Raw genomic sequence first — 21416 nt, forward strand, 5'->3', positions numbered from 1 at the left:
TGGTTTCCACGAGGGGCCGGCAGCGCGGCGGTGGCATGACGGTCAGTAACGGCGCCGCAGTCTCATCCGGAGGGGGCGGCCGTCCGGGTCGAAGAGGAGCCGGTAGGCCGGGGCTGCCAACCGGCGCTGCCAAGGGGATCCCTCCGCCGGGGTATGGGAGCGCAGCCGTCCTTGCGGCCGCGGCAGCAAGCGACCTGCACGGTGCCAGGCATCGAGCTCGTCGGCGCTTGAGCGGACGGCGCGTACAGCCTCGCGGGGATCGAGGAGGTCAGCATTATCGCCGGGGACGCGTCCCAGATGTTCGCAGAGTAGCCGCAGGCGCAGGTCACGGGCGAACGGGCGGGCGCCGTCACCGAGTTTTGCCGGGTCTGCCGGTGGCCTCGGGTCGCGCTGTTCGTCGAGCACGGCGGCCGTGAGTTCGGAATCGTGGCTCCAGGATCGCCGGTTCAGGTTGGCGCTGCCCACGGCGGCCCAGACGTCGTCGACCACGCAGACTTTCGAGTGGACGTAGATTGGCCAGCCCCGCCCGTTTTCGATGTCCAGCATCAGCAGCCGGTCGCCTCCGGCGTCGTGCACCATGCGCCAGGACAAACCCTGACCGAACAGCGCCGGTGGAACCTTGAGCCTGCCCTCCTGGTCAGGGAAGCGGGGGCAGACTGCGATGACATGGAGGCCGGGATGGCGGTGCAGGGCTTCCGCGAAGACCCGGCCGACGTCGGCTGACCACAGATACTGGTCCTCCACGTAGACCAACTGTCGTGCTCGCCGCAGCGCCTTCGCGTAATCGCGGGCCACGCTGCGCTCGCCGCCGGGTGCGAACGGGTAGCCCGGAGAGCGTTTGGGGTAGGTGCGCAGCAACTGCACCTCGCAGTCACCCGCGGCAGGCGGTGCCGGCCGCGGGGGAGGCAAGGGGGAAGCCTGCTGCCGGAGGCCGCGGATCATGTCCGGCAGCCGGTGCCATGGCAAGCGTGCCATCGGTGCGGGGTCGTCCCAGCGCTCACGAAACACTTTCTCCACCTCAAGGACGACCGGTCCGCGCAGCAGCAGCTGCACATCGTGCCATGCCGGAGTCGGTCCGTAGGCGCGGGCAAATCTGCGGGGCTGCGGGTCCCCTCGATGGGTCTCGTCGTCGCCGCGGGACCGGGCCAGATCCATCCCGCCCACGAAGGCGACGTCGGTGGAAGGATGGGCCGCGCGCCGGATGACCACGAACTTCTGGTGGTGACTGCCGAATCTGCGAACGCGGTGGTCGAGCAGCATCTCGGCGCCCGAGGCGTTGATGGCGGCGGCCAACTCCCGGTTCTGTCCCAGCGTGCCCACTATCCAGGAGGGATGGGATCGCCACAGGAGCCCCTTGACCGTGGCTCCGCGCCGCGCGCTGCGGCTCAGCGCTTCCGCCACGGTCAGGCCGGCGGTGAGCAGCTCGTCGGCGTCCATGCGCCACCCGGCAATGAGGACCAGGTCCCCCGGCCCCGTGGCATGCAGCTCAGCGGCCAGGAGCGGGAAATACTCCCGGCCGTGCACAAGCACGCGCACCTCGTTGCCGGCCGTCCATGGGAGCAGCTGTGTAGCGTCGTTGCCCCGCTCGGCCCCCGACAACAGCCAGTGATCGAGAGAAGAGCCGGTCGCTTCTCCCGCCAGCCTCATCTCAGCATCATGCCCGCCCGCCGGGGCACCGGCAATGCACAGTCCCCCGGACCGGGTCCGGGATGCCACACCGGGCTCGGCTTAGCGGCTGCAATGACTTGCGACAGGTACTCCCAGCGGGAGTGCTTCCCGGGTCATTCCCGGGTGGACTCGGGCAAGGAAGCCCCGGGTGAGCCGTACTGGAAAAGCCGGGGCGTGGCTGCGGAAAGTTCTTTGGCACAGCGGACCAGCATTGCGCCGAGGATTTCCCGGTCTTCAGGTGACCACGTGGGAAGGATTTCGTCGAAGGCCGCGGCGCCATCCTGGCCGATTTGCCTTTGCAGTTCGATTCCACTGGCTGATGTGCCAAGAAGGGTGGCGCGGCGATCCGCGGGGTCAGGTTGCGATCGATCAGTCCTCTGCCTTCAAGCCGGCGGACTTGCGGGTTCATGGTCGATTTATTCACTCCCCACTGTGCGGCTAGGTCCGAAAGGCGCGTTGGGCCGTTCCCGGTGAGGTATTCCAGCAGCGCCGTATCGGTTGGTGAGAGGTCAGCGGCTGCCGGGCCGAAGACGAAGTGTCGGATTTTTTTCCTGCTGGCCCACTGGAGCATCAGGGCGAAGCCGTGACGGACCTGCACTCCTGATGTCGGCCTGTCGCCGTCGCCCGCTTGCGTCGCTGTATCGGTCATGGGGGAAGCCTATCCAGAAAGATTCGGTTCGGCTAACCTAACTAAATTTGCTAAGCTTGATGCGTCCACAAAGACAACACCATTGGAGGTAGGAACATGACCACCACATCATTCCAGCATCAGTCGACTGTTTCCGGTCCGGCGGCTCCGGGAACCTCAGCCGTGCTCGCCGAGTTCAAGGACTACCTGCAGGCGCAGCGCCTGGTGGACCGCCTCTCGGATGAGAAGTTCCCGGTGGAGCACGTGCGCATTGTCGGCCTCGGCATCAGCAGCGTGGAGCAGGTCACGGGCCGGATGACCAAGGGCAAGGCCGCGCTGGCCGGAGCTGCGGGCGGCGCCTGGTTCGGCCTGCTCATCGGACTTCTGTTCGGGCTCTTTGTCCCCGGTATTGTCTGGCTGAGCGTGCTGCTGGGAAGCGTGGTCATCGCAGCAGTATGGGGGGCCGCCTTCGGTTTCATCGGGCATTGGAGCACCGGGGGACGCCGGGACTTCAAGTCGGTCAAGTCCCTCGAAGCCGAGCGCTACGCCGTCATGGTCGACGCCGACTACTTCGCCACGGCGGCTGCCATCGCCAACCGGTAGCCTGCCCGAGGGGGCGGGCGTCCCCTCCGGTAAACCGCGGGAGAGCCCCGGGAGCGGTTCACCCTCGTCGGGCCCACCTCTGACCCGTGGCTAGCTGAACGACCGCATCCACCACCGTTGTGGCGTCACTTGCGGGATTCGGGGTCCTCGTCTCCAATGTGTCCGGCGGCGTTCGCGTCAAGGACACGCTGGACGAAGGCGGAGTACTCCTCCATGTAGTGGCGCAGGAAGGCCTGCGTGGACTCGTCCCTGACCTCGCCGTCGTCGCCGTAGATGTCCGGGTTGAAGCTGATGTAGGCCTCGGGGGCGTTGAGCTGCGGGGCGTCCAGGAAGCTGAGAACGCTGCGCATGCTCGACTGCATGACGGCGGTGCCGATACCTCCCGGGGAAGCGCCGATGATGCCGGTGGGCTTGCGGGCGAAGGAGTTGGTCCCCCACGGGCGGGACCCCCAGTCAATGGCGTTCTTCAAGGCTCCGGGGATGGACCGGTTGTATTCGGGTGAGATGAAAAGGATGCCGTCGGAGGCCTCCACCGCTTCCTTCAGTGCCCGGCCCTCGGCGGGGTAGTCGGCGTCGTAATCCGAGTTGTAGAGGGGGAGGTCCCGGATGGGGATCTCGTTGAACTCCATACCCTCCGGGGCGAGCTTAATCAGCGCCTTCGAAAGGGTCCGGTTGATGGAGCCGCTGGCCAGGCTCCCGACAAAATATCCGATCCGATAGTTGGGCATGACGGTTTTCCTTCCAGTCAGCCGGCCGGAGCCGGCATTCATCCTGAGGCCCGGACTTGACCCGGCCCGGCGATTGTCAGGCCACTCCCGTACTAGCACGACGTGCCGCACGCCGCCAGAGCAGCGGACGGAGCGGCACTACGATCGGCAGGATCCTCCGCGTTTCCCGGCGTAGCCCGGATGATGGGCAGCCTCGGGCGCCGGGCGGCTGGGGCGGCCTGACCCTCGACAGCCCGCCTGCCCGCGTCGACAATGGACAGACCCGGTCCGCCTGCAGGCGGCCCCACCTCGACCCGAGGAGCATGCGGTGACCGACAGCAGCGTCGAGGCAGAGAACGCGGCCGCGGCCGCCGTCGTTAGCCACCACCGTGAGATGCTGGCCCGGCTGCAGGCGACGACGGCGGAGCTCACCCGTGCCCTCGACACCGGAGACGAAGACACCGTCTACAACGCGCACGGCATACTGCTGGAGTGGGGCGAACGGGAGATGTTGCCACACGCCGAGTTGGAAGAAGCCCAACTGTACGGGCCGGCCGGGGCGACCGGGGAAGCCCGGCTCCTGGTGGAGTCGCTGCTGGCCGACCATACCGCGCTGGCCTCGCTGCTGGACGAACTCCGGGGCGCCGAAGGAATGGAGACGGCCACGGTGGCCGCCTCGATGTGCAGCGTGTTCGCACTGCACATCGAGAAGGAGAACAGGCTGCTGGTGCCTTTCATTGCCCGGACTCCGGATCTGTCCTTGTCCTCGGCGGTGGAGGGCCTGGTGGAACTCGTCGGCGGCACGCACGTGCACGCGCCGGACGAGAACAAGCGCGCCCACGGGTGAGGGCATGCCGGCGGCTGAGGAGCCAACACGTAAGCGACGGTGAAGGGAGCAATGCTGTGAGCGAAGACCGCCCGGAACTGGATCCGGACATCCCGCAGAACGAAGACGGCATCGTCATCGAACCCGGATCGGAGATCGACCGGGACCTCGAAGAAAACCTGCCGGCTGACAACGACGGTGCCGGGCCGGAAGGGGAGCAGCTCTTGGGCGGGGAAGAGTAGCCCGGCAGAACCAGCTCCGCAGGACGCCCCGGCGCGCGCCGGTCAGGAGCGCGGCTGGACGCCGCCGGCCCTCGACCCTCGGGCGCTCGGCGTCAGCTGCCGATGATCAGGGTTTGCCAGCCGCCGACGCCGATGACGGCCCGCGAGCCAAGCTTGTTGATCAGCACCGGGTAGTGGTACAGATTGCCGCGGGAGTCGCGGGCCAGTACGCCTTGCTTTCCGTCGCCCAGATGGTCCCGGATCAGGGACAGATGCGTCATCGCGTTCCAGCCCGAGGAGCCGATGATCCGTCTGGTCTCGGAAATGAACTTGCCGGCGCCGTTGGACCGGTACAGCTTGAGCTGGCCCTGGGGTGTCTTGGCCACGACGTCCATCTTGGCGTCGCCGTCGATGTCGGCCGTGAAGATCGGCAGGGACTTCCAGCCGGTGCCCAGCAGCGTGCGGCTGCCGTGATTGAGTCCGGCCGGGTTCGGATAGTAGTAGAGCCGGCCGGTGTCGGTGTTGCGGGCCAGCAGCGCAGGGTAGGGGTCGGCCTGTTTCCACGCGGTAACGGTGACGTCGTAGTTTCCCCACCCGCTGGATCCGATGGTGGCGGCACTTTCCAGTCCGCCGTCCGGCTTGCCGAAGTGAGCCGTCAGTTTGCCGGACTTCCAGCGCACCACCACATCGAGCACGCCGTCGGCGTTCCAGTCGGCCACCTGAACCTGTGACACTCCCTTGAACCCGCTCGCTACAAGCCGGCGCTTGTAAAGGTCGTGGCCCTTGGCCGAGTCGTAGGCGTAGAGGTTCCCCGCGGAGTCGATGGCCGCGACGTCGCCATGCTGGAAGCTGGCGCGCACCATGCCCGGATGCGGGGGCAGCGTTGCCCGGGTGGTTGCGTAGCCGGCCATGTTCGCCACCGCCACGTACATCCCGTACCAGTCCTTGTGCGTGGTCTTCATATACCCCACGCCGATGTCCGTGGCGTTGGGGCTGAGCAGGCCGGCGCGGTGCGCGGGGGAGTTCATCCACCAGTCCACCACCTCGCGGGCGGAGTTGTTGATGGCGATGTTCTCGGTGTACCAGTCGAAACCGCGCGGGATTTCGTTGCTGCCGTAGCCCGGGCGATGGATCTTGTTCATGTCCAGCGTGTTCTTGTTGATCCGCGTGTTCAGCTCCTCGGACCACTGCTGGGCAACATTGCCTACGTTCTGGTTCCAGACCACGGGCGAGAGGCCGTTCTGCGCGCGGTAAAGGTTGGTCAGCCGCAGCACCTCGGCGACGAACGGATCCTGCGCGTTCCTGGTGACCGCCGAGGCCGGGGCCACCCCCGCGAAAGCGAGGGCGAGCAGCAGGATGAGGGCAATAAAAGGTTTCACAAGAACGCGCACATCATTCAGGGTACGGGTTGAACGATAAAACCACGATGGTGAGACCCCTGGCGGACGTCCCCGCGCGCAAAGAAATGACGCCCGCCCGAAAAATCACCACCAAGGCGAGCACGACGACGGCGGGAGGCTTCCCCGCGAAGCCTCCCGCCGCCGTCGAACGCTGACGCGCGCCAGCCCCGCCCGTTCGGCGACTACTCCGCCAGCTGCTCCCGCACCAGCGGCGCCACCTTGGTGCCGTAGAGCTCGATGGAGTTCATCAGCTTCCCGTGCGGGAGGGTGCCCAGGCTGTACTTCATGTCCCAGCGGGACAGGCCCAGGCCCTTGGCGACCTTCACGATCTTGGTGGCCACGGTCTCCGGGGAGCCGACGAACAGGGCGCCGTCCGGGCCCGCCTCGGCCTCGAACTGGCCGCGGGTCATCCGGCTCCAGCCGCGCTCGCGGCCGATCCGCTCCTGCATGTCCGCATACGGCAGCCACATCTCCTCGCGGGCCTGCTCGTCCGTGTCCGCGATGTAGCCGGGGGAGTGCGCTCCGACGGGCAGCGCCGGCTTTTCGAACTGGTCCAGCGCACGCTGGTAGAGCTCGGTGAAGGGGGCGAAGTTCATCGGTGCCCCGCCGATGATGGCCAGCATCAGCGGCAGGCCGTAGTGGGCCGCGCGGACCACCGACTGCGGGGTGCCGCCGACGGCGATCCAGGTTTTCAGGCTGCCGGAGGCCGTGGGCGGGTAAACCCGCTTGTTGTCCAGCCGCGGCCGGGTGCGGCCGGCCCAGGTGACGGGCTCTTCCTTGAGCAGTTCGGTGAAGAGGTGGAGCTTCTCGTCGAAGAGGACGTCGTAGTCGGCCAGGTCCAGGCCGAACAGTGGGAAGGACTCCGTGAACGAGCCGCGGCCCAGGATGACTTCGGCGCGGCCGTTCGAGGCGGCGTCCAGGGTGGAGAAGCGCTGGAACACCCGGACCGGGTCGTCGGAGCTGAGCACGGTCACGGCCGAGCCCAGGCGGATGCGGCTGGTCTGGCCGGCGATCGCGGCCAGCACCACATCGGGGGCGGACACCGCGAAGTCCTCGCGGTGGTGTTCGCCGATGCCGATGAAGTCCAGGCCGACCTCGTCGGCCAGCTTGGCTTCGGCGATCACGTTCCGAATGACCTCATCGTGCGGCAGGAGCTTGCCGTCGGCTCCGGTGGTGACGTCTCCGAAGGTGTCCAGCCCGAGCTCGATTGTCTGTGCCACGCGGTGGCCGCCTTTCATGGGTCAGGCATATATGCATATGCATGGTGTCTACTGGCGGCAACCGCGGGCCGGCCCGGGTTATTCCGCGGCGCCCGGGCGGGAGAGCGGGGGGACCAGCTGGCCGGACTCCCGGCGGATCCACCATTGGCCGGTGCTTCGTTTTTCTGCCCACGTGGAAAACCGGTAGTGGTAGAGCGTCGCGCGCACGTAGAGCGGCCGTACACCGTCGAATGGATCGTGCCTGAGCAGCTTCAGCGTGGCCTTGTCGGCTTCCAGCAGCCGCACCAGCAGCGGGATGAACCAGTTTTCGCCGCGGGAGCCCAGCGCCAGGAACCACATCAGCCAGTCGAGCCTCAAGTGGTAGGGCGCGTACTGCCGCGGCATCCGCTGCGGGTCTCCGGGCTTGCCCCTGAACCCGTACTCGCGCCAGTGGACGCCGTCGGCGGACCCTTCCACGGCCACTTCGTAACGTTCCCGCGTGATGGAGCCGAAGGCGCCGTAGGCATTGGCTAGGTGCCAGCTGTTGAAACTGGCGTTCATCAGCTGGTGCCGGCTGAACAGGTTTTTCAACGGCCAATAGCTCAGGTACACCAGCAGGGCGCACACCGCGAGCACCACAACGGTGAACCACACCGGTTCCTGCCGGTACTCCGGCGTGAAGTCACCCACCGGCAGGATGGCCTGCACCGCGTCGTCGGACACCGCCGCGAAGGCGAGCAGGATGGTCAGGGTGTTCAGCCACGCGAAGTTGCCCGACACCACCAGCCACAGCTGCGTGACGATCACGACCGCGGCCGCCATGCTGCCCACCGGCTGCGGAAAGAACAGGAAGAACGGCACCACCAGCTGGGCAAAGTGGTTGCCGGCCACCTCCACCTTGTGCAGCGGTTTGGGCAGGTGGTGGAAAAACCAGCTGGCCGGATTGGGCATCGGCTGGGTTTCGTGGTGGTAGTACAGGGCGGTCAGGTCCCGCCAGACCGGGTCGCCGCGCATCTTGATCATGCCGGCGCCGAACTCCAGCCGGAACACCAGCCAGATGAACAGCCACAGCACCGGGGCCGGCGGCGCCACCCGGTCCGAGCCCAGGAAGGCGGCAAGGAAGCCGGCCTCGAGCAGCAGCGTCTCCCAGCCGAAGCCGTAGAACGTCTGGCCCACATTCACGATGGACATGTACAGGAACCACAGGGCCAGGAACGCGATCATCGGCAGCCACGGCGGTCCCAGCTGCGGCAGGCCGGCCACCAACAGGGCTGCGATGACGACGCCGGCCCACGCCACCGCGCGCAGCCGGCGGTCCGTGTATCCCCAGCGGAAGAGGGTGAAGCCGCGCGGGGTTCTTCGCTGCAGCAACCGGGGCACGGGCAGCAGCCCGTGTTCGCCCAGCAGGGCCGGGAACTGGGCCAGCGCCGAGGCGAAGGCGATCAGGAACACCGCGGCGATGCCCCGCTGCAGCACCTGCCGCGCCAACTCGAACCCCTCGGCACTGAACCATTCCATGGCATGTCCAACGCTACGACCGGCCGGTCCGCTGTCAAGCAACAGGCCCGGCTCGAGGGAGCCGGGCCTGCCGGGGGTTGAGCTTCACCAGGTGGGCCGGCGAAGCGGTGATGCGGGGGAGGTGCGCAGTGGGGTAGGTGCGCAGTTGGGTCAGCCGAAAAGCGCGGAGACCTTCAGCAGCGTCTGGCTGACGCCGTAGAGCAGCGGCACGCCGACCAGCACCCAGCCGAGGGCTACTTGGGCTTTCTTCATCTCAGGCCTCCTTTCCGGCCATCGCGGCTTCGCCGGCATCCCTGGCCGGTGCCTCGTGGTACTTGCTGTCCACCGGCTTGACCATCAGGTTGGCAATGAAGCCGATGACCAGCAGGCCCACCATGGTGAGCAGGGCCGGCTGGTAGGCCTGCGCCGTCAGCTCGCCCGGCTTGCCCTGGGCATCCAGGAAGGCGTTGACGATCAACGGCCCGGCGATGCCGGCGGCGGACCAGGCCGTGAGCAGGCGGCCGTGGATGGCGCCCACCTGGAAGGTGCCGAACAGGTCGCGCAGGTAGGCCGGCACGGTGGCGAAGCCGCCGCCGTAGAAGCTGATGATGACGGCCGCCAGCAGCACGTACAGCCCGGTGGAGGTGTAGCCGAACAGGGCGAGCACCACGTACAAGGCGGCGCCCACGCCCAGGTACAGCATGTAGTTGTTCTTGCGGCCCAGGTAGTCGGAGGTGGTGGACCAGACAAACCGGCCGCCCATGTTCGCGATCGAGAGCAGCCCCACGAATCCGGCCGCAACGCCCGCGGACACCAGCGAAACGCCGTCGGGCTGGCGGAAGAAGTCCTGGATCATCGGGGAGGCCTGCTCCAGGATGCCGATGCCTGCCGTGACATTGCAGAACAGGGCGACCCAGACCAGCCAGAACTGGCGGGTCTTGATGGCATTCTTCGCCGAGACGTTCGCCGTGGTGACCAGGGCCTTGGCCTTGACCTTCGAGGCGTCGAAGCCTTCGGGCTTCCAGCCGTCCGCCGGAACCTTGATCGTGAAGGCACCGAACAGCATGTAGGCCAGGTACACCACGGCCAGGGTCAGGAACAGCTTGCCGACGGCGTCGCCGCTGGCCACCCAGCCCGGGGTCCCGTCGAAACTGGGGTCGTAGAACTGCAGCAGTGCGGTGGAGACCGGGCTGGCGATCAGCGCTCCGCCGCCAAAGCCCATGATCGCCATGCCGGTGGCCAGGCCGGGGCGGTCCGGGAACCACTTGATCAGGGTTGATACGGGGGAGATGTAGCCGATGCCCAGGCCGATGCCGCCGATCACGCCGTAGCCCAGGTAGACCAGCCAGAGTTGTTCGGTGAAGATGCCCATCGAGCCGACCAGGAAGCCGGAGCTCCAGAACACCGCGGAGGTGAACATCGCCATGCGCGGACCGTTGCGGTCCACCCAGGTGCCCATGACGGCGGCGGAGAGCCCGAGCATCACCATGGCGATGGAGAAGATGATGCCGATCTCGGTCAGGCTGACGTCGAAGTGGGCGACCAGGGCGTTCTTGTACACACTGGTCGCGTAGGCCTGGCCGATACACAAATGCACGGCCAGCGCAGCCGGCGGAATCAGCCAGCGGTTAAAGCCCGGAGGGGCGATCGTATGCGATCGGTCCAACCAACTCATCGTCGGGCGTCCTTTCAGGAGAGGGGTGCGAGCAGAACTGCAACGTGTGCTTCAGTTCACATAGTGGCCGATGGTTGGGCCAGGCAACCGGATTGATCCGGCGTGTCGTCCGGCACTGCCCTCGGGGCGCCGCGGCCGGTACGGTGGAGGAATGGAACAGGTCCTCGCCGTTCGGGGCGTGGAGGGCTACCGGCAGTACCGGGCTCCGGCGCTCGCCGTGACTCCGGCGGGCAGCGCCGTCGTCGCCTATGCAGGGATGGGAAGGCAGGGCCGGTCGCCTGCGACCGGCGACCTGCTGCTGCGCCGCAGTTTCGACGGCGGCGCGACCTGGGAACCGCAGCAGGTGGCGTGGGCGGACACGTCCGGACACGCGGCGGGCCGGCCGGGACTGTTTTCCGACGCCGCAACCGGGCGGATTTTCCTGGCCTTCGTCGCGGCGGCCGGAGGCGGCGAAGCGGGGCCGGACCCGGCGGCCACGGCACGGCGCTTCGAACTGCTGTCTTCCGACGACGACGGCGCCACCTGGCAGCACCGGTCGGTCGCCCCGCGGCCTGCCTCGGACGCGATCACGCGGCTCGCCGCCGCCGGGCCGGGCACCGGCGTGCACGCCGGCCGATACGCCGGGCGGTTGCTGGTGCTGTTCGCGGTGATGGCCGAGGGTGCGGGCGCGGGGGCCGCCTCCTGCTACAGCGACGACCACGGGGACACCTGGACCTTGGGAAAGCCGCTGCCGGCGCAGGACTCCGGCCCGGCCGCGGAGGACGGCGGGGGTGCCGCCGTCTGCCTGACCGACGGCCGGGTACTGCTGCATACCTGGGCTGCTCCCCGGCGGTTGGCCGCGGTCTCTGACGACGGCGGGCACAGCTACGGGCCGCTGCAGCCGGTCGACGAACTGTCCGATCCCGGGAGCAGCGGCTCCCTGGTCCGCTTCGACGGGCTGCCGGCCGTGGGCGGGCTGGCCGCACCGGCCAGCGACCGCTGGCTGCTGGCCGCCAACTGCCAGGACCCGCTGCTGCCCCGCAACGTGGTACTCAGCCTCTCTCGGGACAACGGGCACTCGTGGCCGCACAAGCTCACCGTTTTCGGGAGCGGTGCCAGCGGGCCGGCCGCGGTGCGGCTGCCGGACGGCCGCATCGGGGTGCTGTACCAGCGGCAGGGCGGACGCGAGATCGTCTATGCCACCGCAGATCCGGGGCGGCTGCTGGCGGCCTGGCCGCGCGGGGCCGTCACGGCCCGGGACGACGACGCGGCGGGGCAGGGCCCCGTGACCGGGCCGCTGCCGGTGCCCAAGGACTACCCGCTGCGCTTCGACATGGTGCTGGAGGAGGTCCGCAGCCCGGCCGGGGGCGGACCGGAGCCCGGCCACCGCGCCGGGGATGTGCTGGTCTTTGCCGGGCGGGCAAAGATGCTGGGACCGCAGCACCTGAGGGTGCGGCTGGCCGGCGGGTTCGACAACGCCGCCGACTTCCCGCCCCAGGATTTGGGCCCCGGCGGAGAAGCCAGCTACCTCCATCCTGTCCGCACGGTGACGCGCGCCGACGTCGCGGCCGGAGGCCTGACCGTTTCCTTCTCCTGCACCGCGGTCCCGGCGGACGAACCTTCCGGCGGTGCCCCGGTGGCGAGCCGCACGCGGGAGTTCAGCATCGACGTCGTCAGCGGTGAAATCCGCGAGACGTGACGCGCGCCTCGGCACCATCCCGGCGCCCTCCCGGCGAGGTGTGCAAGGATTTAACCCGGGATCAACGAGCGCCGCCCGGCGGTGGCGGAGACGCAGAACGGAGAGGGATTGCAGGACAAGGACCCAGACCAGGAATCCATGTCACCCATGACTCCGCAGGCGGGAATGCTGCCGATCATCAAGCCGAAAAACATCCCGGCCAACGACGCCGGCCGCGGCTCCGGCACCGGACGCGCCGGTTCGGCCGCTGGGCCCCAGAGCACCCACCCTCCGGTGCCACGTCCGACGGACCGGCCGGTAGCCAAGCAGGTCAAGCCCGTTCCCAGCGGCACCGCGCCGCTGCCCGCCTCCGCGGCAGCCTCGCGCTCGAACGCGGCGGCCCGACGGATGCTGCGCAAGCTCGTGCAGGGCGAGGCGCCGCCCACCGCGCCGATGAGCATCGTCGAGAGGCTGGCCGGCAGCCCCTACGCGAACCCGATGATCCAGACGGCCGGGGTCGATGCCTCCGCCCGCATCACGCTGGACTTTGCCCTGGACGTGGCGGAAACCATGTTCCGCTACGGGGCCGGCGCGCTGGAGGTGGAAACCAGCATCATCGCCGTGACCGCGGCCTTCGGGCTCAGCGACATCGACGTGGACATCACCAACCAGTCCGTGGTGATCAACTACGCCAAACCGGACACGATTCCCATTACCGTGATGCGGGTGGTGCGGTCCTGGACCAACAACTACGCCGGCCTGTCCCTGGTGCACGAACTGGTCACCGACATCGTCAACGGCGGGGTGGGGCGCAGCGAGGCGAAGGAACGGCTGCAGGAGATCACCTCGCGCCCCAAGCCCTTCGCCCGGTGGATGGCCATCGCGGCCGGCGGCGTGTTCTCCGGCTTCATCATTGCCTTCCTCGGCGGCAGCGTCTTCGCGGCCCTGGTGGGCGGCATCTCCACCGTGCTGATGGGTTTGGTCGGGCGGAAGCTGAGCAAATGGCGGATGCCGGACTTCTTCATCACCGGCATCGGCGCCTGCCTGGCCACCGTCATGGCGCTGCTGTTCTGGACGCTGCACGTGCCGATGAGCCCGTCGCTGGTGATTGCCGGCGGCATCCTGTTCCTCCTGCCGACCGGTCGGCTGGTCTCCGCCACCCAGGATGCGATCAACGGCTTCCCGGTCACCGCGTCGGGACGCTATCTCTCGGCCTTCTTTACCTTCGCTGCGATTGCCGCCGGCGTCGCCGTGGGGCTGGTGGGCGGCTCGATGCTCGGCGTCAGCCTGCCCGAAGTCTTTGTGGAGGGCCAGGGCCAGTACCCCTACGTGGTGCGGGCGCTGCTGCTCGTCGTGTCAACCATTGCCCTCAGCATGACCGAGCAGACCAAGCTGAACATGCTGCTGCCCACGGCCGCCGTCGGGCTGGTCGGGCTGTTGATCTACGATCTCGCGGTGTGGGCGGGGATCGGCGACCGGATCGGCCCCGCCGTCGGGGCGGTGGTGATCGGGTTCCTCGGGCGCATCGTGGGCCTGCGGATGGGCTCGCCGCAGCTGGTGGTGGCGGTGCCGGCCGTGCTGTTCCTGCTGCCCGGGCTGTCCGTGTTCCGGTCCATCTTCGAGCTGACCGTCAATTCGGAGGCGCCGTTCAACGGCATCCTGGGGCTGTTCGGTGCGCTGACGGTGATCCTGGCCATCGCCGGCGGTACCGTGCTCGGCGACAACCTGGCCCGGCCGTTCACCAAGGGGCTGGGCTCGAACGAAAACCGGCGGGCCCGGCGCCGCTAAGGACGCCGGATCCACCGGGTGCGGGATGGGTTGCCCTGCACCGGGGGCCGGGGTGGGCGTCGGGGATGGGCGCCCGGTGGGCGCCGTCCGCCGGTGGATCGTTGCAGAAAGCCCCCGGCGATCCCGGCTCAGGCCGGGTAGTTCTCCGGGAAGATCTGGCCCGCCGGCGTGCGCTTCTCCGCCTGGAAGGCGTCTTCGGCCCGGCCGTAGGCCCAGTAACCCGAGATGGAGACCTGGTCGCGGGACAACCCGTGGTCCTTGAACAGGACATCGCGCAGGGACTTCACCTCGTCGCGCTCGCCGTGGACGAATGCATCCACGCGGCCGTCGGGCCAGTCCAGGCCGGCTATGGCGTCGCGCAGCAGGGTAGCGGTCCCGGGCGTTTGGCCGCGCCGGAACAGCCAGTGGATTTCCAGGTTGGCCGGAGCGCCCAGCTCCTGCACGTCCGCCTCGGAATCCACTTCCAGGAAGGCATGGCCGCGCGCGTCCGGAGCCAGTGCCTCAATGGCGGCGGCAACTGCCGGCAGCGCCGCGTCGTCGCCGGCCAAAAGGTACCAGTCGGCGTCGGGATCGGGCCGGTACGCGCCACCGGGGCCGTTGAACATCATCCAGTCGCCCGGCTTGGCCTGCGCGGCCCAGGGTCCGGCGAGGCCTTCGTCGCCGTGGACCACAAAGTCGACCACGACTTCGCGGGTGTCGCGGTCCAGCCGGCGCACGGTGTAGGTGCGGGTGACGGGCAGCTTGTCGGCCGGAAGGGTTTCCTTCAGCTCCGCGACGTTGACCGGGAGTTCCACATCGAGCGCGGGGTCCAGGAAGATGATCTTGATGTACTGGTCGGTGGCGTCCTTGGCGGCAAACCGTTCGGCGAACGAATCGAACGCCTCGCCGCCGGCGTAGACCCGGACCATGTGCTGTGAAATCCACTCGGTGCGCGTCACCTGGAGATTCGTCTGCACCCGCGGCGGCCGAGCGCTCCGTCCCGCACGGGCCGGGGCTGCTGCCGGTTGTGTCTGCATCCTGCACTACTCCTGACGAAGGGAAACTGCTACTGAGGAGAACCTAATCCACCGGTCGGGTAATCCCAATTTGCGGATGTTAAAGGTCACACGCGCGCCCAGGAACGCACGGACCCCCACCGCGAACCCCTTGGCCTCAGCGGTCCGGGCAAGGTCCCGGCTGTCCACGTTTGGCCGAAACTGTCCATGTCTTGGAAACCGTTAAGGCCTTGACCTGCGGCGACGCCGGAGCTGCGCGCAAAACATGGACAAAACGTTCCGGCGTCTGCCAGCCGGCAGCCCACGTCGCCCGGCTGCACGACGCGGCTCAGGCCCGGCTGCACGACGCGGCTCAGCGCAGCTCCCAGTGCACCGGTTCGGCGCCTTGGGCGGCCAGCAATTCGTTAACCCGGCTGAAGGGCCGCGACCCAAAGAATCCGCGGGAGGCCGACAGGGGGCTGGGGTGCACGGTCTCGATCCGCGGCACCTGCTCCAGTACCGGAGCCAACTGCTGGGCTTCGCGGCCCCAGAGCAGTGCCACCAGTGGGCCGCCGCGCTGGGCCAGCGCCCGGACCGCGAGTTCGGTGACCTGCTCCCACCCCTTGTTGCGGTGGGAGCCGGCCTTGCCCTCCTCTACGGTCAGCGCGCGGTTAAGCATCAGCACGCCTTGGTCGCTCCAGGCGCTCAGGTCTCCGTGCTGGGGCGGCCGGATGCCCAGGTCCATCTGCAGTTCCCGGTAGATGTTGGCCAGGCTGCGCGGCAGCGGACGCACGTGCCGTTCGACGGCGAAGGCCAGTCCGATCGAGTGTCCCGGCGTGGGATAGGGGTCCTGGCCGACGATCAGGACCTTGACCTTGGACAGCGGGCGCTGGAATGCCCGCAACACGTTGGCCGGCGCGGGCAGCAAGGTTTTTCCGGCGGCGCGCTCGCCGTCGAGGTAGGCGGCCAGGTCCCAGAGCAGGGGTTCGGCGGGAGCAAGAACCTCGGCCCACTCGGGATGAATCACGGCGGAGAGCTCCCGGGGCGAGGCAAACGGGTACGGGGCGCCAAGGTCCGCGGCGGGCGGGTGGGCTGGCAGCGGAAAGAGGGCACCGTCGTCGTAGTTCACAGTTCCATCTTTGCGGAAACCACCCGCCGGCAGGCAATCCGGTCGCGCACGCCGCCCGCCGGGCCGGGACCGGCCCGGGGCGGTGAATGACATGCCTGTGATTCGCCTTTATCATGGGGGAGGTATTGATTGCTGTCAGCAAGTACTAGGAAGCGCAGGTGTGTTGTGGCGGGTTCGGCCGAGGCCAGTGCCTTTTCACTCGAGGCCGAGGTTGACGACGCCAGCCCGCTGAGCGAACGCGACCAGCGCATGCTGGCTCTGGAGCGGCAGTGGTGGAAGTACGCCGGAGCCAAGGAACAGGCCATCCGCGAACTGTTCGACATGTCCGCCACGCACTACTACCAGATCCTGAATGCGTTGATCGACACCGAGGATGCGTTGGCGCACGATCCGATGCTGGTGAAGAGATTGCGTAGACTACGTACGTCCCGCCAGCGCGCGCGCACTGCTCGCCGGCTGGGCACCGACGCCTAGATCCGGGACGGCCTGGTAGGCCGGTTTCCGTTTCGCCACCACAAGGATGCACTGAAAGCGATGAGCAAGTACCCCCGGGATGAGTTCGACCAGGTCCCTGAAACTTCAGACCGCCACGGTGTGCACCGCGCACGGATGGCGACGCCGAAGTCCAACGGCCTGGGCCTGATCGTCCTGGCCGCGGTACTGGCGCTGGCAGTTGGCGCCCTGTCGTTCTTCGTGCTTCCGCTGCTGGGAGGCGGAGGATCTTCGACCACGGCCGCCGGCCAGGCCGCCCCCGCTGCCAGCGTTTCGCCCACGCCAACGGCGCAGGAAACCGAAACCGCCGAGCCGGAAGCGACCGCCGCCGCGAAGCCGACCGAGGAGGCAACGGAAGAGCCCACCGAGGATCCGACCGAGGAGCCAGCCGAGGAACCCACGGAAGAGGCCGCGGCGGTCAACAAGCAGGACCCGGTGATGATCCTCAACGGCACCGGCGTGACCGGGCTGGCCGGCACCGTGTCGCAGCGGGTGCAGGCGGACGGCTGGTCGATCGCGGTCGTGGACAACTGGGGCGGTGCCCCGCTCGCCGGCTCGGTGATCTTCTACAACCCGGGCCAGGAAGCCAACGCGCGGGCCCTCGGCCAATTGCTGGGCATCAGTGCGATGCAGGAAAACGGCAACGTCTCGCAGTACGTCACCGTGGCGCTGGGACCCGGCTACCAGTAAGGCATTCTCCTCGCCGCGCCGCCAAGGTGGCGCTGGGCCCGGCTGCCAGTAAGGCATTCTCCTCGCCGCGCCGCCAAGGTGGCGCTGGGCCCGGCTGCCAGTAAGGCATTCTCCTCGCCGGGCCGCCACGGTGGCGCTGGGCCCGGCTGCCAGTAAGGCATTCGCCAGGCCGGGCCCCCAATAGGCCGTGCGCCTGGATTGCGCGCCGGCCGGGCCGCCAACTGCCCGCGGCGCCGTAGCCCTATTACCCATGCGGAGCGGCCTCAAAGCGGAATTTCGGTTACGCCTCAATAACATTTAAGTGTGCGGTAGCTCACTTCACCCCGCTGCGCGGTTAAGGTGAAACCATCCTGCCGCTGAACCGTACACGGCAGGCTGGAACTACTGAGTATGGAGAACGCTATGGCGCTGGGAACCGTCAAATGGTTCAACGCGGAAAAGGGCTACGGCTTCATCACCGTGGACGAAGAAAATTCCGATGTTTTTGTCCACTGGTCCGCTATTCAAATGGATGGTTACCGTTCCCTCGATGAGGGGCAGCGCGTAGAGTTCCAGATCGGCCAGGGCCAGAAGGGTCCGCAGGCAGAAGAGGTCCGGGTCGCCCCGTAGCAGACCCGCAATGACGACGGCGGCGGAGGCTGGGGTGCCTCCGCCGCCGGTTTCGTCGCGCCGGTTCGTCGCGCCGGTTCGTCGCGCCGGTCGGGCTACTCCTTGAGCGGGATCCCGCGGGCGTCGCGCTTGAACGGCTCTGCCCCGACCAGGATCATGATGCCCTCGACGAACCCCCAGACGGCGCCGAAACCAAACGTCAGGAACGTGACGACAATCTGCACCACGCCGATGGCGACGTGGCCCAGATAGAACCGGTGGACGCCCAGGCCGCCCAGCAGGATGCCGAGCAGCCCGCCGATCAGCCGGGACTTCTGTTCCGGATAGTAGTAGCCCGGGGGAGCCCCGTAGTACTGCTGCTGCCCGTAGGGCTGGCCCTGGCCCGGCTGGCCGGGCTGCGCGTATGGCTGTCCCGGGGCGCCGTACGGTTGCTGGCCGAAGGGCTGCTGGCCCGGCTGCTGTTGCCCCGGAGCCCCGTAACCCGGCTGGCCGGGCTGCGGGTATTGCTGTCCCGCTGCGCCGTACGGCGACTGTCCGCCGAGCGGCCTAGTCGGGTTGGTGCCCGGTGCCAGGGGCTCGGTGGGGTTGCTGGTGTTCTTCTCGTCCGGTGATTCAGACATGGTTCTCCGACCTGTGCCCGGTGCCGGGCCGATTGTTCGCGTGCGCTGTCTTGCCTGCCAATCTACGCGGGAGGGGCCTGTCGTTTCCATGGGGGTCCACCCTGATTGTTGGCCCGGGGGTGCTCAGGGGGATCTCGGCCGGAGAAGCGCGTCATCCGGCAGGCCCAACAGCTTGCACTCGACACCTGCGAGTGCTAATTATTGAGTTAGCACTCTCGCGGGCTGACTGCTAAGAAAGCCCGTAGGGAGTGAAACCCGCCACCTCGGTGAGGTGAGCGGCGCGGCGTACCGAATCCGCCGTCGTCGTGAGCCGTCCGTCGCGGGCACCGCAGGTGGCCAGCAGCCGTCAAAAGCTGCGTCCAGTGTCTATTGTCCAGAAGGGACGTAAGCCGCTATGGCAAAGATCATTGCATTTGACGAAGAGGCCCGCCGCGGCCTCGAGCGCGGACTCAACACCCTCGCTGACGCCGTTAAGGTAACCCTCGGCCCGCGTGGCCGCAACGTCGTGCTCGAGAAGAAGTGGGGCGCCCCCACGATCACCAACGATGGTGTTTCCATCGCCAAGGAGATCGAGCTGGACGACCCGTACGAGAAGATCGGCGCCGAGCTGGTCAAGGAAGTCGCCAAGAAGACCGACGACGTCGCCGGTGACGGCACCACCACCGCCACCGTCCTGGCCCAGGCCCTGGTCAAGGAAGGCCTGCGCAACGTTGCTGCCGGCGCCGACCCGCTGAGCCTGAAGCGTGGCATCGAGAAGGCTGTTGACGCCGTCACCGCCGAGCTCATCGCTTCCGCCAAGGAAATCGAGACCAAGGAACAGATCGCCGCTACCGCGTCGATCTCCGCCGGAGATCCGCAGATCGGCGAGCTGATCGCCGAGGCCCTGGACAAGGTGGGCAAGGAAGGCGTCGTCACGGTCGAGGAGTCCAACACCTTCGGCCTGGAGCTTGAGCTCACCGAAGGCATGCGCTTCGACAAGGGCTACCTGTCCGCATACTTCGTCACCGACGCAGAGCGCCAGGAGACGGTCCTCGAGGATCCGTACATCCTGATCGTCAACTCCAAGATCTCCAACGTGAAGGACCTGGTTGGCATCCTGGAGAAGGTCATGCAGTCGGGCAAGCCGCTGCTGATCATCGCCGAGGACGTCGAGGCCGAGGCCCTGGCCACCCTGATCGTGAACAAGATGCGCGGCACCTTCAAGTCCGTGGCCGTCAAGGCTCCGGGCTTCGGTGACCGCCGCAAGGCCATGCTGGCCGACATCGCCATCCTGACCGGCGGCCAGGTCATCGCCGAAGAGGTCGGCCTCAAGCTGGAGAACGCCACCCTGGACCTGCTGGGCCAGGCCCGCAAGGTGGTTGTCACCAAGGACGAGACCACCATCGTCGAAGGAGCCGGCGAAGCCGACGCCATCGCCGGGCGCGTCAACCAGATCCGTGCCGAGATCGAGAACTCCGATTCCGACTACGACCGCGAGAAGCTGCAGGAGCGCCTGGCCAAGCTGGCCGGCGGCGTTGCAGTCATCAAGGCCGGTGCCGCAACCGAGGTCGAGCTCAAGGAGCGCAAGCACCGCATCGAGGACGCTGTCCGCAACGCGAAGGCTGCCGTTGAGGAAGGCATCGTCGCCGGTGGCGGCGTGGCCCTGATCCAGGCCGGCGCCAAGGCGTTCGCCAACCTCAACCTCGAAGGCGACGAAGCAACCGGCGCCAACATCGTCAAGGTTGCCATCGACGCTCCGCTGAAGCAGATCGCACTCAACGCCGGCCTGGAGCCGGGCGTCGTGGCCGACAAGGTCCGCGGCCTGGCCGACGGCCACGGCCTGAACGCCGCCACCGGTGTCTACGAGGACCTGCTGGCTGCGGGCGTGAACGATCCGGTCAAGGTGACCCGCTCTGCCCTGCAGAACGCGGCCTCCATCGCCGGCCTGTTCCTGACCACCGAAGCCGTTGTCGCCGACAAGCCGGAGAAGGCCGCTCCGGCCATGCCGGGCGGCGACGAGATGGGCGGCATGGGCGGCTTCTAAGCTTCCCCGCCACCACCTCGGCTTGACAGCAGGCCACGGTTCAGCGAGGCGCGGTTCCCGTCACGGGAGCCGCGCCTCGCGGCCTTTAACCCCTTTCCGCAGCGAGCCAGTCGGGCCTCTCGTGCCAGGCTTCCAGCTCGGCGGCGAGGTTGTGCCGGGCATGCTCCAGCCACTTCTCCCGGGCGGACGGGGTCCGGTAGAGCGGATCCAGCGCCAACAGACCACGGACGACGGCGGTGCGCCCGGCGGCGAAGTCGGCGTCGGGCACGTGCGCATAGTCTTTGCGGACGTCCCGGACATAGCTGCGGTACTCCGCCGGCGTTCCGCCGAGGACGGACAGGTCGGCGTCGCACAGCAGGGCACCGGTCCGATCCTGCGGGCCGGGCGAATGGGTGGCCGTGAGCAGAACCAGCCGGACCACTTCGGCCGTCTCCTCGCCGCTGCAGCCCGCGGCCGGCAGGCAGGCAGCCGCGAGATCAGCCGATTCCTGTTCGTCGACGCCGGGCCGGCCGTTGTAGACGGCGTCGTGGAACCACGCCGCCAACCATACTGCCCGCGGCCGGGGAACGGACCCGGCCGGGGCAGTGAGCTGTTCCAGCGCCTCCAGGACAGCCAGCAGGTGGCCGGGGCCGTGGTAGTGGCGGTGCGGTTCTCCCCAACGGTCCAGCAGGTCGCGGCCGAGGTTCTCCTGCCCGGGCAGCATCTCGTTCCACCGGCGGAGCAGCACCCTGCGCAGCCTCTCCGGGCGCTGACGGGCCGGTACCCGCAACCCGCTCGCCTGCAACCGGCGGGTCAGGTCACCGGCGCTGACTTCGACGGCACCCAGCCTGACCAGCTCGGCGTAGCGGCTGGCCGGCACATCGTAGTGGTCCCGGTCGAAGGCCCGCTCGCGGATCCCGGCTGCCGCGGCGAAGCGGTGCAGCTCGGCCAGCGACGTGTCGGAGACCAGATGGGAAAAGTGGGTGCCATGCGCGGGCCAGAGCGGAGGATCGATGAGTATTGCCACGTGC

General features: G+C 68.1%; 21 protein-coding genes. 9 read left to right on the forward strand and 12 right to left on the reverse strand.

The genetic code is table 11. The annotated features are described in order from the left end of the window. Positions 1-42: 42 nt before the first annotated feature. Together AC5RUH_RS11885 and AC5RUH_RS11890 are read right to left on the reverse strand one after the other, a co-directional pair. Complete coding sequence (locus AC5RUH_RS11885; RefSeq protein ID WP_494128674.1) at positions 43-1647, reverse strand: phospholipase D family protein; 1605 nt, start codon at positions 1645-1647, stop codon at positions 43-45. A gap of 7 nt (positions 1648-1654) precedes the next feature. Further along, positions 1655-2317, reverse strand: coding sequence for a MarR family winged helix-turn-helix transcriptional regulator (locus AC5RUH_RS11890; protein WP_494128675.1), 663 nt, complete (start codon positions 2315-2317; stop codon positions 1655-1657). A gap of 96 nt (positions 2318-2413) precedes the next feature. On the opposite strand from AC5RUH_RS11890, the gene AC5RUH_RS11895 reads away from it, so the two are divergent. Next, positions 2414-2899: a general stress protein gene (locus AC5RUH_RS11895; protein ID WP_494001795.1), complete on the forward strand. Its 486-nt coding sequence runs from the start codon at positions 2414-2416 to the stop codon at positions 2897-2899. A gap of 125 nt (positions 2900-3024) precedes the next feature. Here the strand turns inward: AC5RUH_RS11895 and AC5RUH_RS11900 are convergent, their stop codons facing one another. Then, entirely contained in the window at positions 3025-3627 is a 603-nt protein-coding gene (locus AC5RUH_RS11900; protein ID WP_494026311.1) for an NADPH-dependent FMN reductase, read from the reverse strand. 307 nt (positions 3628-3934) lie between these two features. Between AC5RUH_RS11900 and AC5RUH_RS11905 the strand changes: the two genes are divergently transcribed. Both AC5RUH_RS11905 and AC5RUH_RS11910 read left to right on the forward strand, forming a co-directional pair. Beyond that, entirely contained in the window at positions 3935-4453 is a 519-nt protein-coding gene (locus tag AC5RUH_RS11905; RefSeq protein WP_494001793.1) for a hemerythrin domain-containing protein, read from the forward strand. Positions 4454-4509: 56 nt separating this feature from the next. Further along, positions 4510-4674 (forward strand): hypothetical protein, encoded by a 165-nt coding sequence (locus AC5RUH_RS11910; RefSeq protein WP_494073358.1) that lies wholly within the window; start codon positions 4510-4512, stop codon positions 4672-4674. Positions 4675-4766: 92 nt separating this feature from the next. Here AC5RUH_RS11910 and AC5RUH_RS11915 read toward each other — a convergent pair whose 3' ends face one another. The 5 genes from AC5RUH_RS11915 to AC5RUH_RS11935 all read right to left on the reverse strand — a co-directional run bounded on the left by AC5RUH_RS11915 (position 4767) and on the right by AC5RUH_RS11935 (position 10424). Beyond that, positions 4767-6032, reverse strand: coding sequence for a CAP domain-containing protein (locus AC5RUH_RS11915; RefSeq protein ID WP_494128676.1), 1266 nt, complete (start codon positions 6030-6032; stop codon positions 4767-4769). A 203-nt stretch (positions 6033-6235) separates the two neighbouring features. Beyond that, complete coding sequence (locus tag AC5RUH_RS11920; RefSeq protein WP_494001790.1) at positions 6236-7273, reverse strand: LLM class flavin-dependent oxidoreductase; 1038 nt, start codon at positions 7271-7273, stop codon at positions 6236-6238. 78 nt (positions 7274-7351) lie between these two features. After that, positions 7352-8770, reverse strand: a complete 1419-nt coding sequence (locus AC5RUH_RS11925; protein ID WP_494128677.1) for a lipase maturation factor family protein — start codon at positions 8768-8770, stop codon at positions 7352-7354. Between the two features lie 150 nt (positions 8771-8920). After that, the gene (locus AC5RUH_RS11930; RefSeq protein WP_493968694.1) at positions 8921-9022 is read right to left on the reverse strand and encodes an MFS transporter small subunit; all 102 of its coding nucleotides are present in this window, start codon (positions 9020-9022) and stop codon (positions 8921-8923) included. Between the two features lies 1 nt (position 9023). Further along, positions 9024-10424, reverse strand: coding sequence for an OFA family MFS transporter (locus AC5RUH_RS11935; RefSeq protein WP_494023389.1), 1401 nt, complete (start codon positions 10422-10424; stop codon positions 9024-9026). A gap of 151 nt (positions 10425-10575) precedes the next feature. Here AC5RUH_RS11935 and AC5RUH_RS11940 point away from each other — a divergent pair, with 151 nt between their 5' ends. Beyond that, positions 10576-12102 (forward strand): sialidase family protein, encoded by a 1527-nt coding sequence (locus AC5RUH_RS11940; protein ID WP_494128678.1) that lies wholly within the window; start codon positions 10576-10578, stop codon positions 12100-12102. A gap of 138 nt (positions 12103-12240) precedes the next feature. Beyond that, positions 12241-13869 (forward strand): threonine/serine exporter family protein, encoded by a 1629-nt coding sequence (locus tag AC5RUH_RS11945; protein ID WP_494001786.1) that lies wholly within the window; start codon positions 12241-12243, stop codon positions 13867-13869. A 128-nt stretch (positions 13870-13997) separates the two neighbouring features. Here AC5RUH_RS11945 and AC5RUH_RS11950 read toward each other — a convergent pair whose 3' ends face one another. Together AC5RUH_RS11950 and AC5RUH_RS11955 are read right to left on the reverse strand one after the other, a co-directional pair. Beyond that, positions 13998-14885, reverse strand: a complete 888-nt coding sequence (locus AC5RUH_RS11950) for a siderophore-interacting protein (RefSeq protein ID WP_494128679.1) — start codon at positions 14883-14885, stop codon at positions 13998-14000. Positions 14886-15216: 331 nt separating this feature from the next. Continuing rightward, positions 15217-15972, reverse strand: a complete 756-nt coding sequence (locus tag AC5RUH_RS11955) for a uracil-DNA glycosylase (protein ID WP_494128680.1) — start codon at positions 15970-15972, stop codon at positions 15217-15219. A 165-nt stretch (positions 15973-16137) separates the two neighbouring features. Here AC5RUH_RS11955 and AC5RUH_RS11960 point away from each other — a divergent pair, with 165 nt between their 5' ends. From AC5RUH_RS11960 to AC5RUH_RS11970, 3 genes are all read left to right on the forward strand, one after another. Continuing rightward, entirely contained in the window at positions 16138-16446 is a 309-nt protein-coding gene (locus AC5RUH_RS11960; RefSeq protein ID WP_127515197.1) for a DUF3263 domain-containing protein, read from the forward strand. Positions 16447-16506: 60 nt separating this feature from the next. Then, entirely contained in the window at positions 16507-17154 is a 648-nt protein-coding gene (locus AC5RUH_RS11965) for a LytR C-terminal domain-containing protein (protein ID WP_494128681.1), read from the forward strand. 402 nt (positions 17155-17556) lie between these two features. Continuing rightward, positions 17557-17763, forward strand: a complete 207-nt coding sequence (locus AC5RUH_RS11970) for a cold-shock protein (protein ID WP_127515201.1) — start codon at positions 17557-17559, stop codon at positions 17761-17763. 95 nt (positions 17764-17858) lie between these two features. Here the strand turns inward: AC5RUH_RS11970 and AC5RUH_RS11975 are convergent, their stop codons facing one another. Beyond that, entirely contained in the window at positions 17859-18383 is a 525-nt protein-coding gene (locus AC5RUH_RS11975; protein ID WP_494128682.1) for a TM2 domain-containing protein, read from the reverse strand. A gap of 394 nt (positions 18384-18777) precedes the next feature. Between AC5RUH_RS11975 and groL the strand changes: the two genes are divergently transcribed. Next, on the forward strand, positions 18778-20406 hold the full coding sequence (groL, locus tag AC5RUH_RS11980; protein ID WP_494014691.1) for a chaperonin GroEL: 1629 nt from the start codon (positions 18778-18780) through the stop codon (positions 20404-20406). An 85-nt stretch (positions 20407-20491) separates the two neighbouring features. Here the strand turns inward: groL and AC5RUH_RS11985 are convergent, their stop codons facing one another. Continuing rightward, positions 20492-21412 (reverse strand): DUF4031 domain-containing protein, encoded by a 921-nt coding sequence (locus tag AC5RUH_RS11985; RefSeq protein WP_494128683.1) that lies wholly within the window; start codon positions 21410-21412, stop codon positions 20492-20494. Positions 21413-21416: the final 4 nt, after the last annotated feature.

It is taken from the genome of Arthrobacter sp. Y3223166 (assembly GCF_059090935.1).

Bases quoted from the DNA above. Each gene is read 5' to 3' on its own strand.
- AC5RUH_RS11970 (WP_127515201.1), top strand. From the start codon at position 17,557: ATGGCGCTGGGAACCGTCAAATGGTTCAACGCGGAAAAGGGCTACGGC.
- AC5RUH_RS11975 (WP_494128682.1), bottom strand. From the start codon at position 18,383: ATGTCTGAATCACCGGACGAGAAGAACACCAGCAACCCCACCGAGCCC.
- AC5RUH_RS11940 (WP_494128678.1), top strand. From the start codon at position 10,576: ATGGAACAGGTCCTCGCCGTTCGGGGCGTGGAGGGCTACCGGCAGTAC.
- AC5RUH_RS11925 (WP_494128677.1), bottom strand. From the start codon at position 8,770: ATGGAATGGTTCAGTGCCGAGGGGTTCGAGTTGGCGCGGCAGGTGCTG.
- AC5RUH_RS11950 (WP_494128679.1), bottom strand. From the start codon at position 14,885: ATGCAGACACAACCGGCAGCAGCCCCGGCCCGTGCGGGACGGAGCGCT.
- AC5RUH_RS11895 (WP_494001795.1), top strand. From the start codon at position 2,414: ATGACCACCACATCATTCCAGCATCAGTCGACTGTTTCCGGTCCGGCG.
- AC5RUH_RS11900 (WP_494026311.1), bottom strand. From the start codon at position 3,627: ATGCCCAACTATCGGATCGGATATTTTGTCGGGAGCCTGGCCAGCGGC.
- AC5RUH_RS11935 (WP_494023389.1), bottom strand. From the start codon at position 10,424: ATGAGTTGGTTGGACCGATCGCATACGATCGCCCCTCCGGGCTTTAAC.
- AC5RUH_RS11885 (WP_494128674.1), bottom strand. From the start codon at position 1,647: ATGAGGCTGGCGGGAGAAGCGACCGGCTCTTCTCTCGATCACTGGCTG.
- AC5RUH_RS11945 (WP_494001786.1), top strand. From the start codon at position 12,241: ATGTCACCCATGACTCCGCAGGCGGGAATGCTGCCGATCATCAAGCCG.
- AC5RUH_RS11965 (WP_494128681.1), top strand. From the start codon at position 16,507: ATGAGCAAGTACCCCCGGGATGAGTTCGACCAGGTCCCTGAAACTTCA.
- AC5RUH_RS11890 (WP_494128675.1), bottom strand. From the start codon at position 2,317: ATGACCGATACAGCGACGCAAGCGGGCGACGGCGACAGGCCGACATCA.
- groL (WP_494014691.1), top strand. From the start codon at position 18,778: ATGGCAAAGATCATTGCATTTGACGAAGAGGCCCGCCGCGGCCTCGAG.
- AC5RUH_RS11930 (WP_493968694.1), bottom strand. From the start codon at position 9,022: ATGAAGAAAGCCCAAGTAGCCCTCGGCTGGGTGCTGGTCGGCGTGCCG.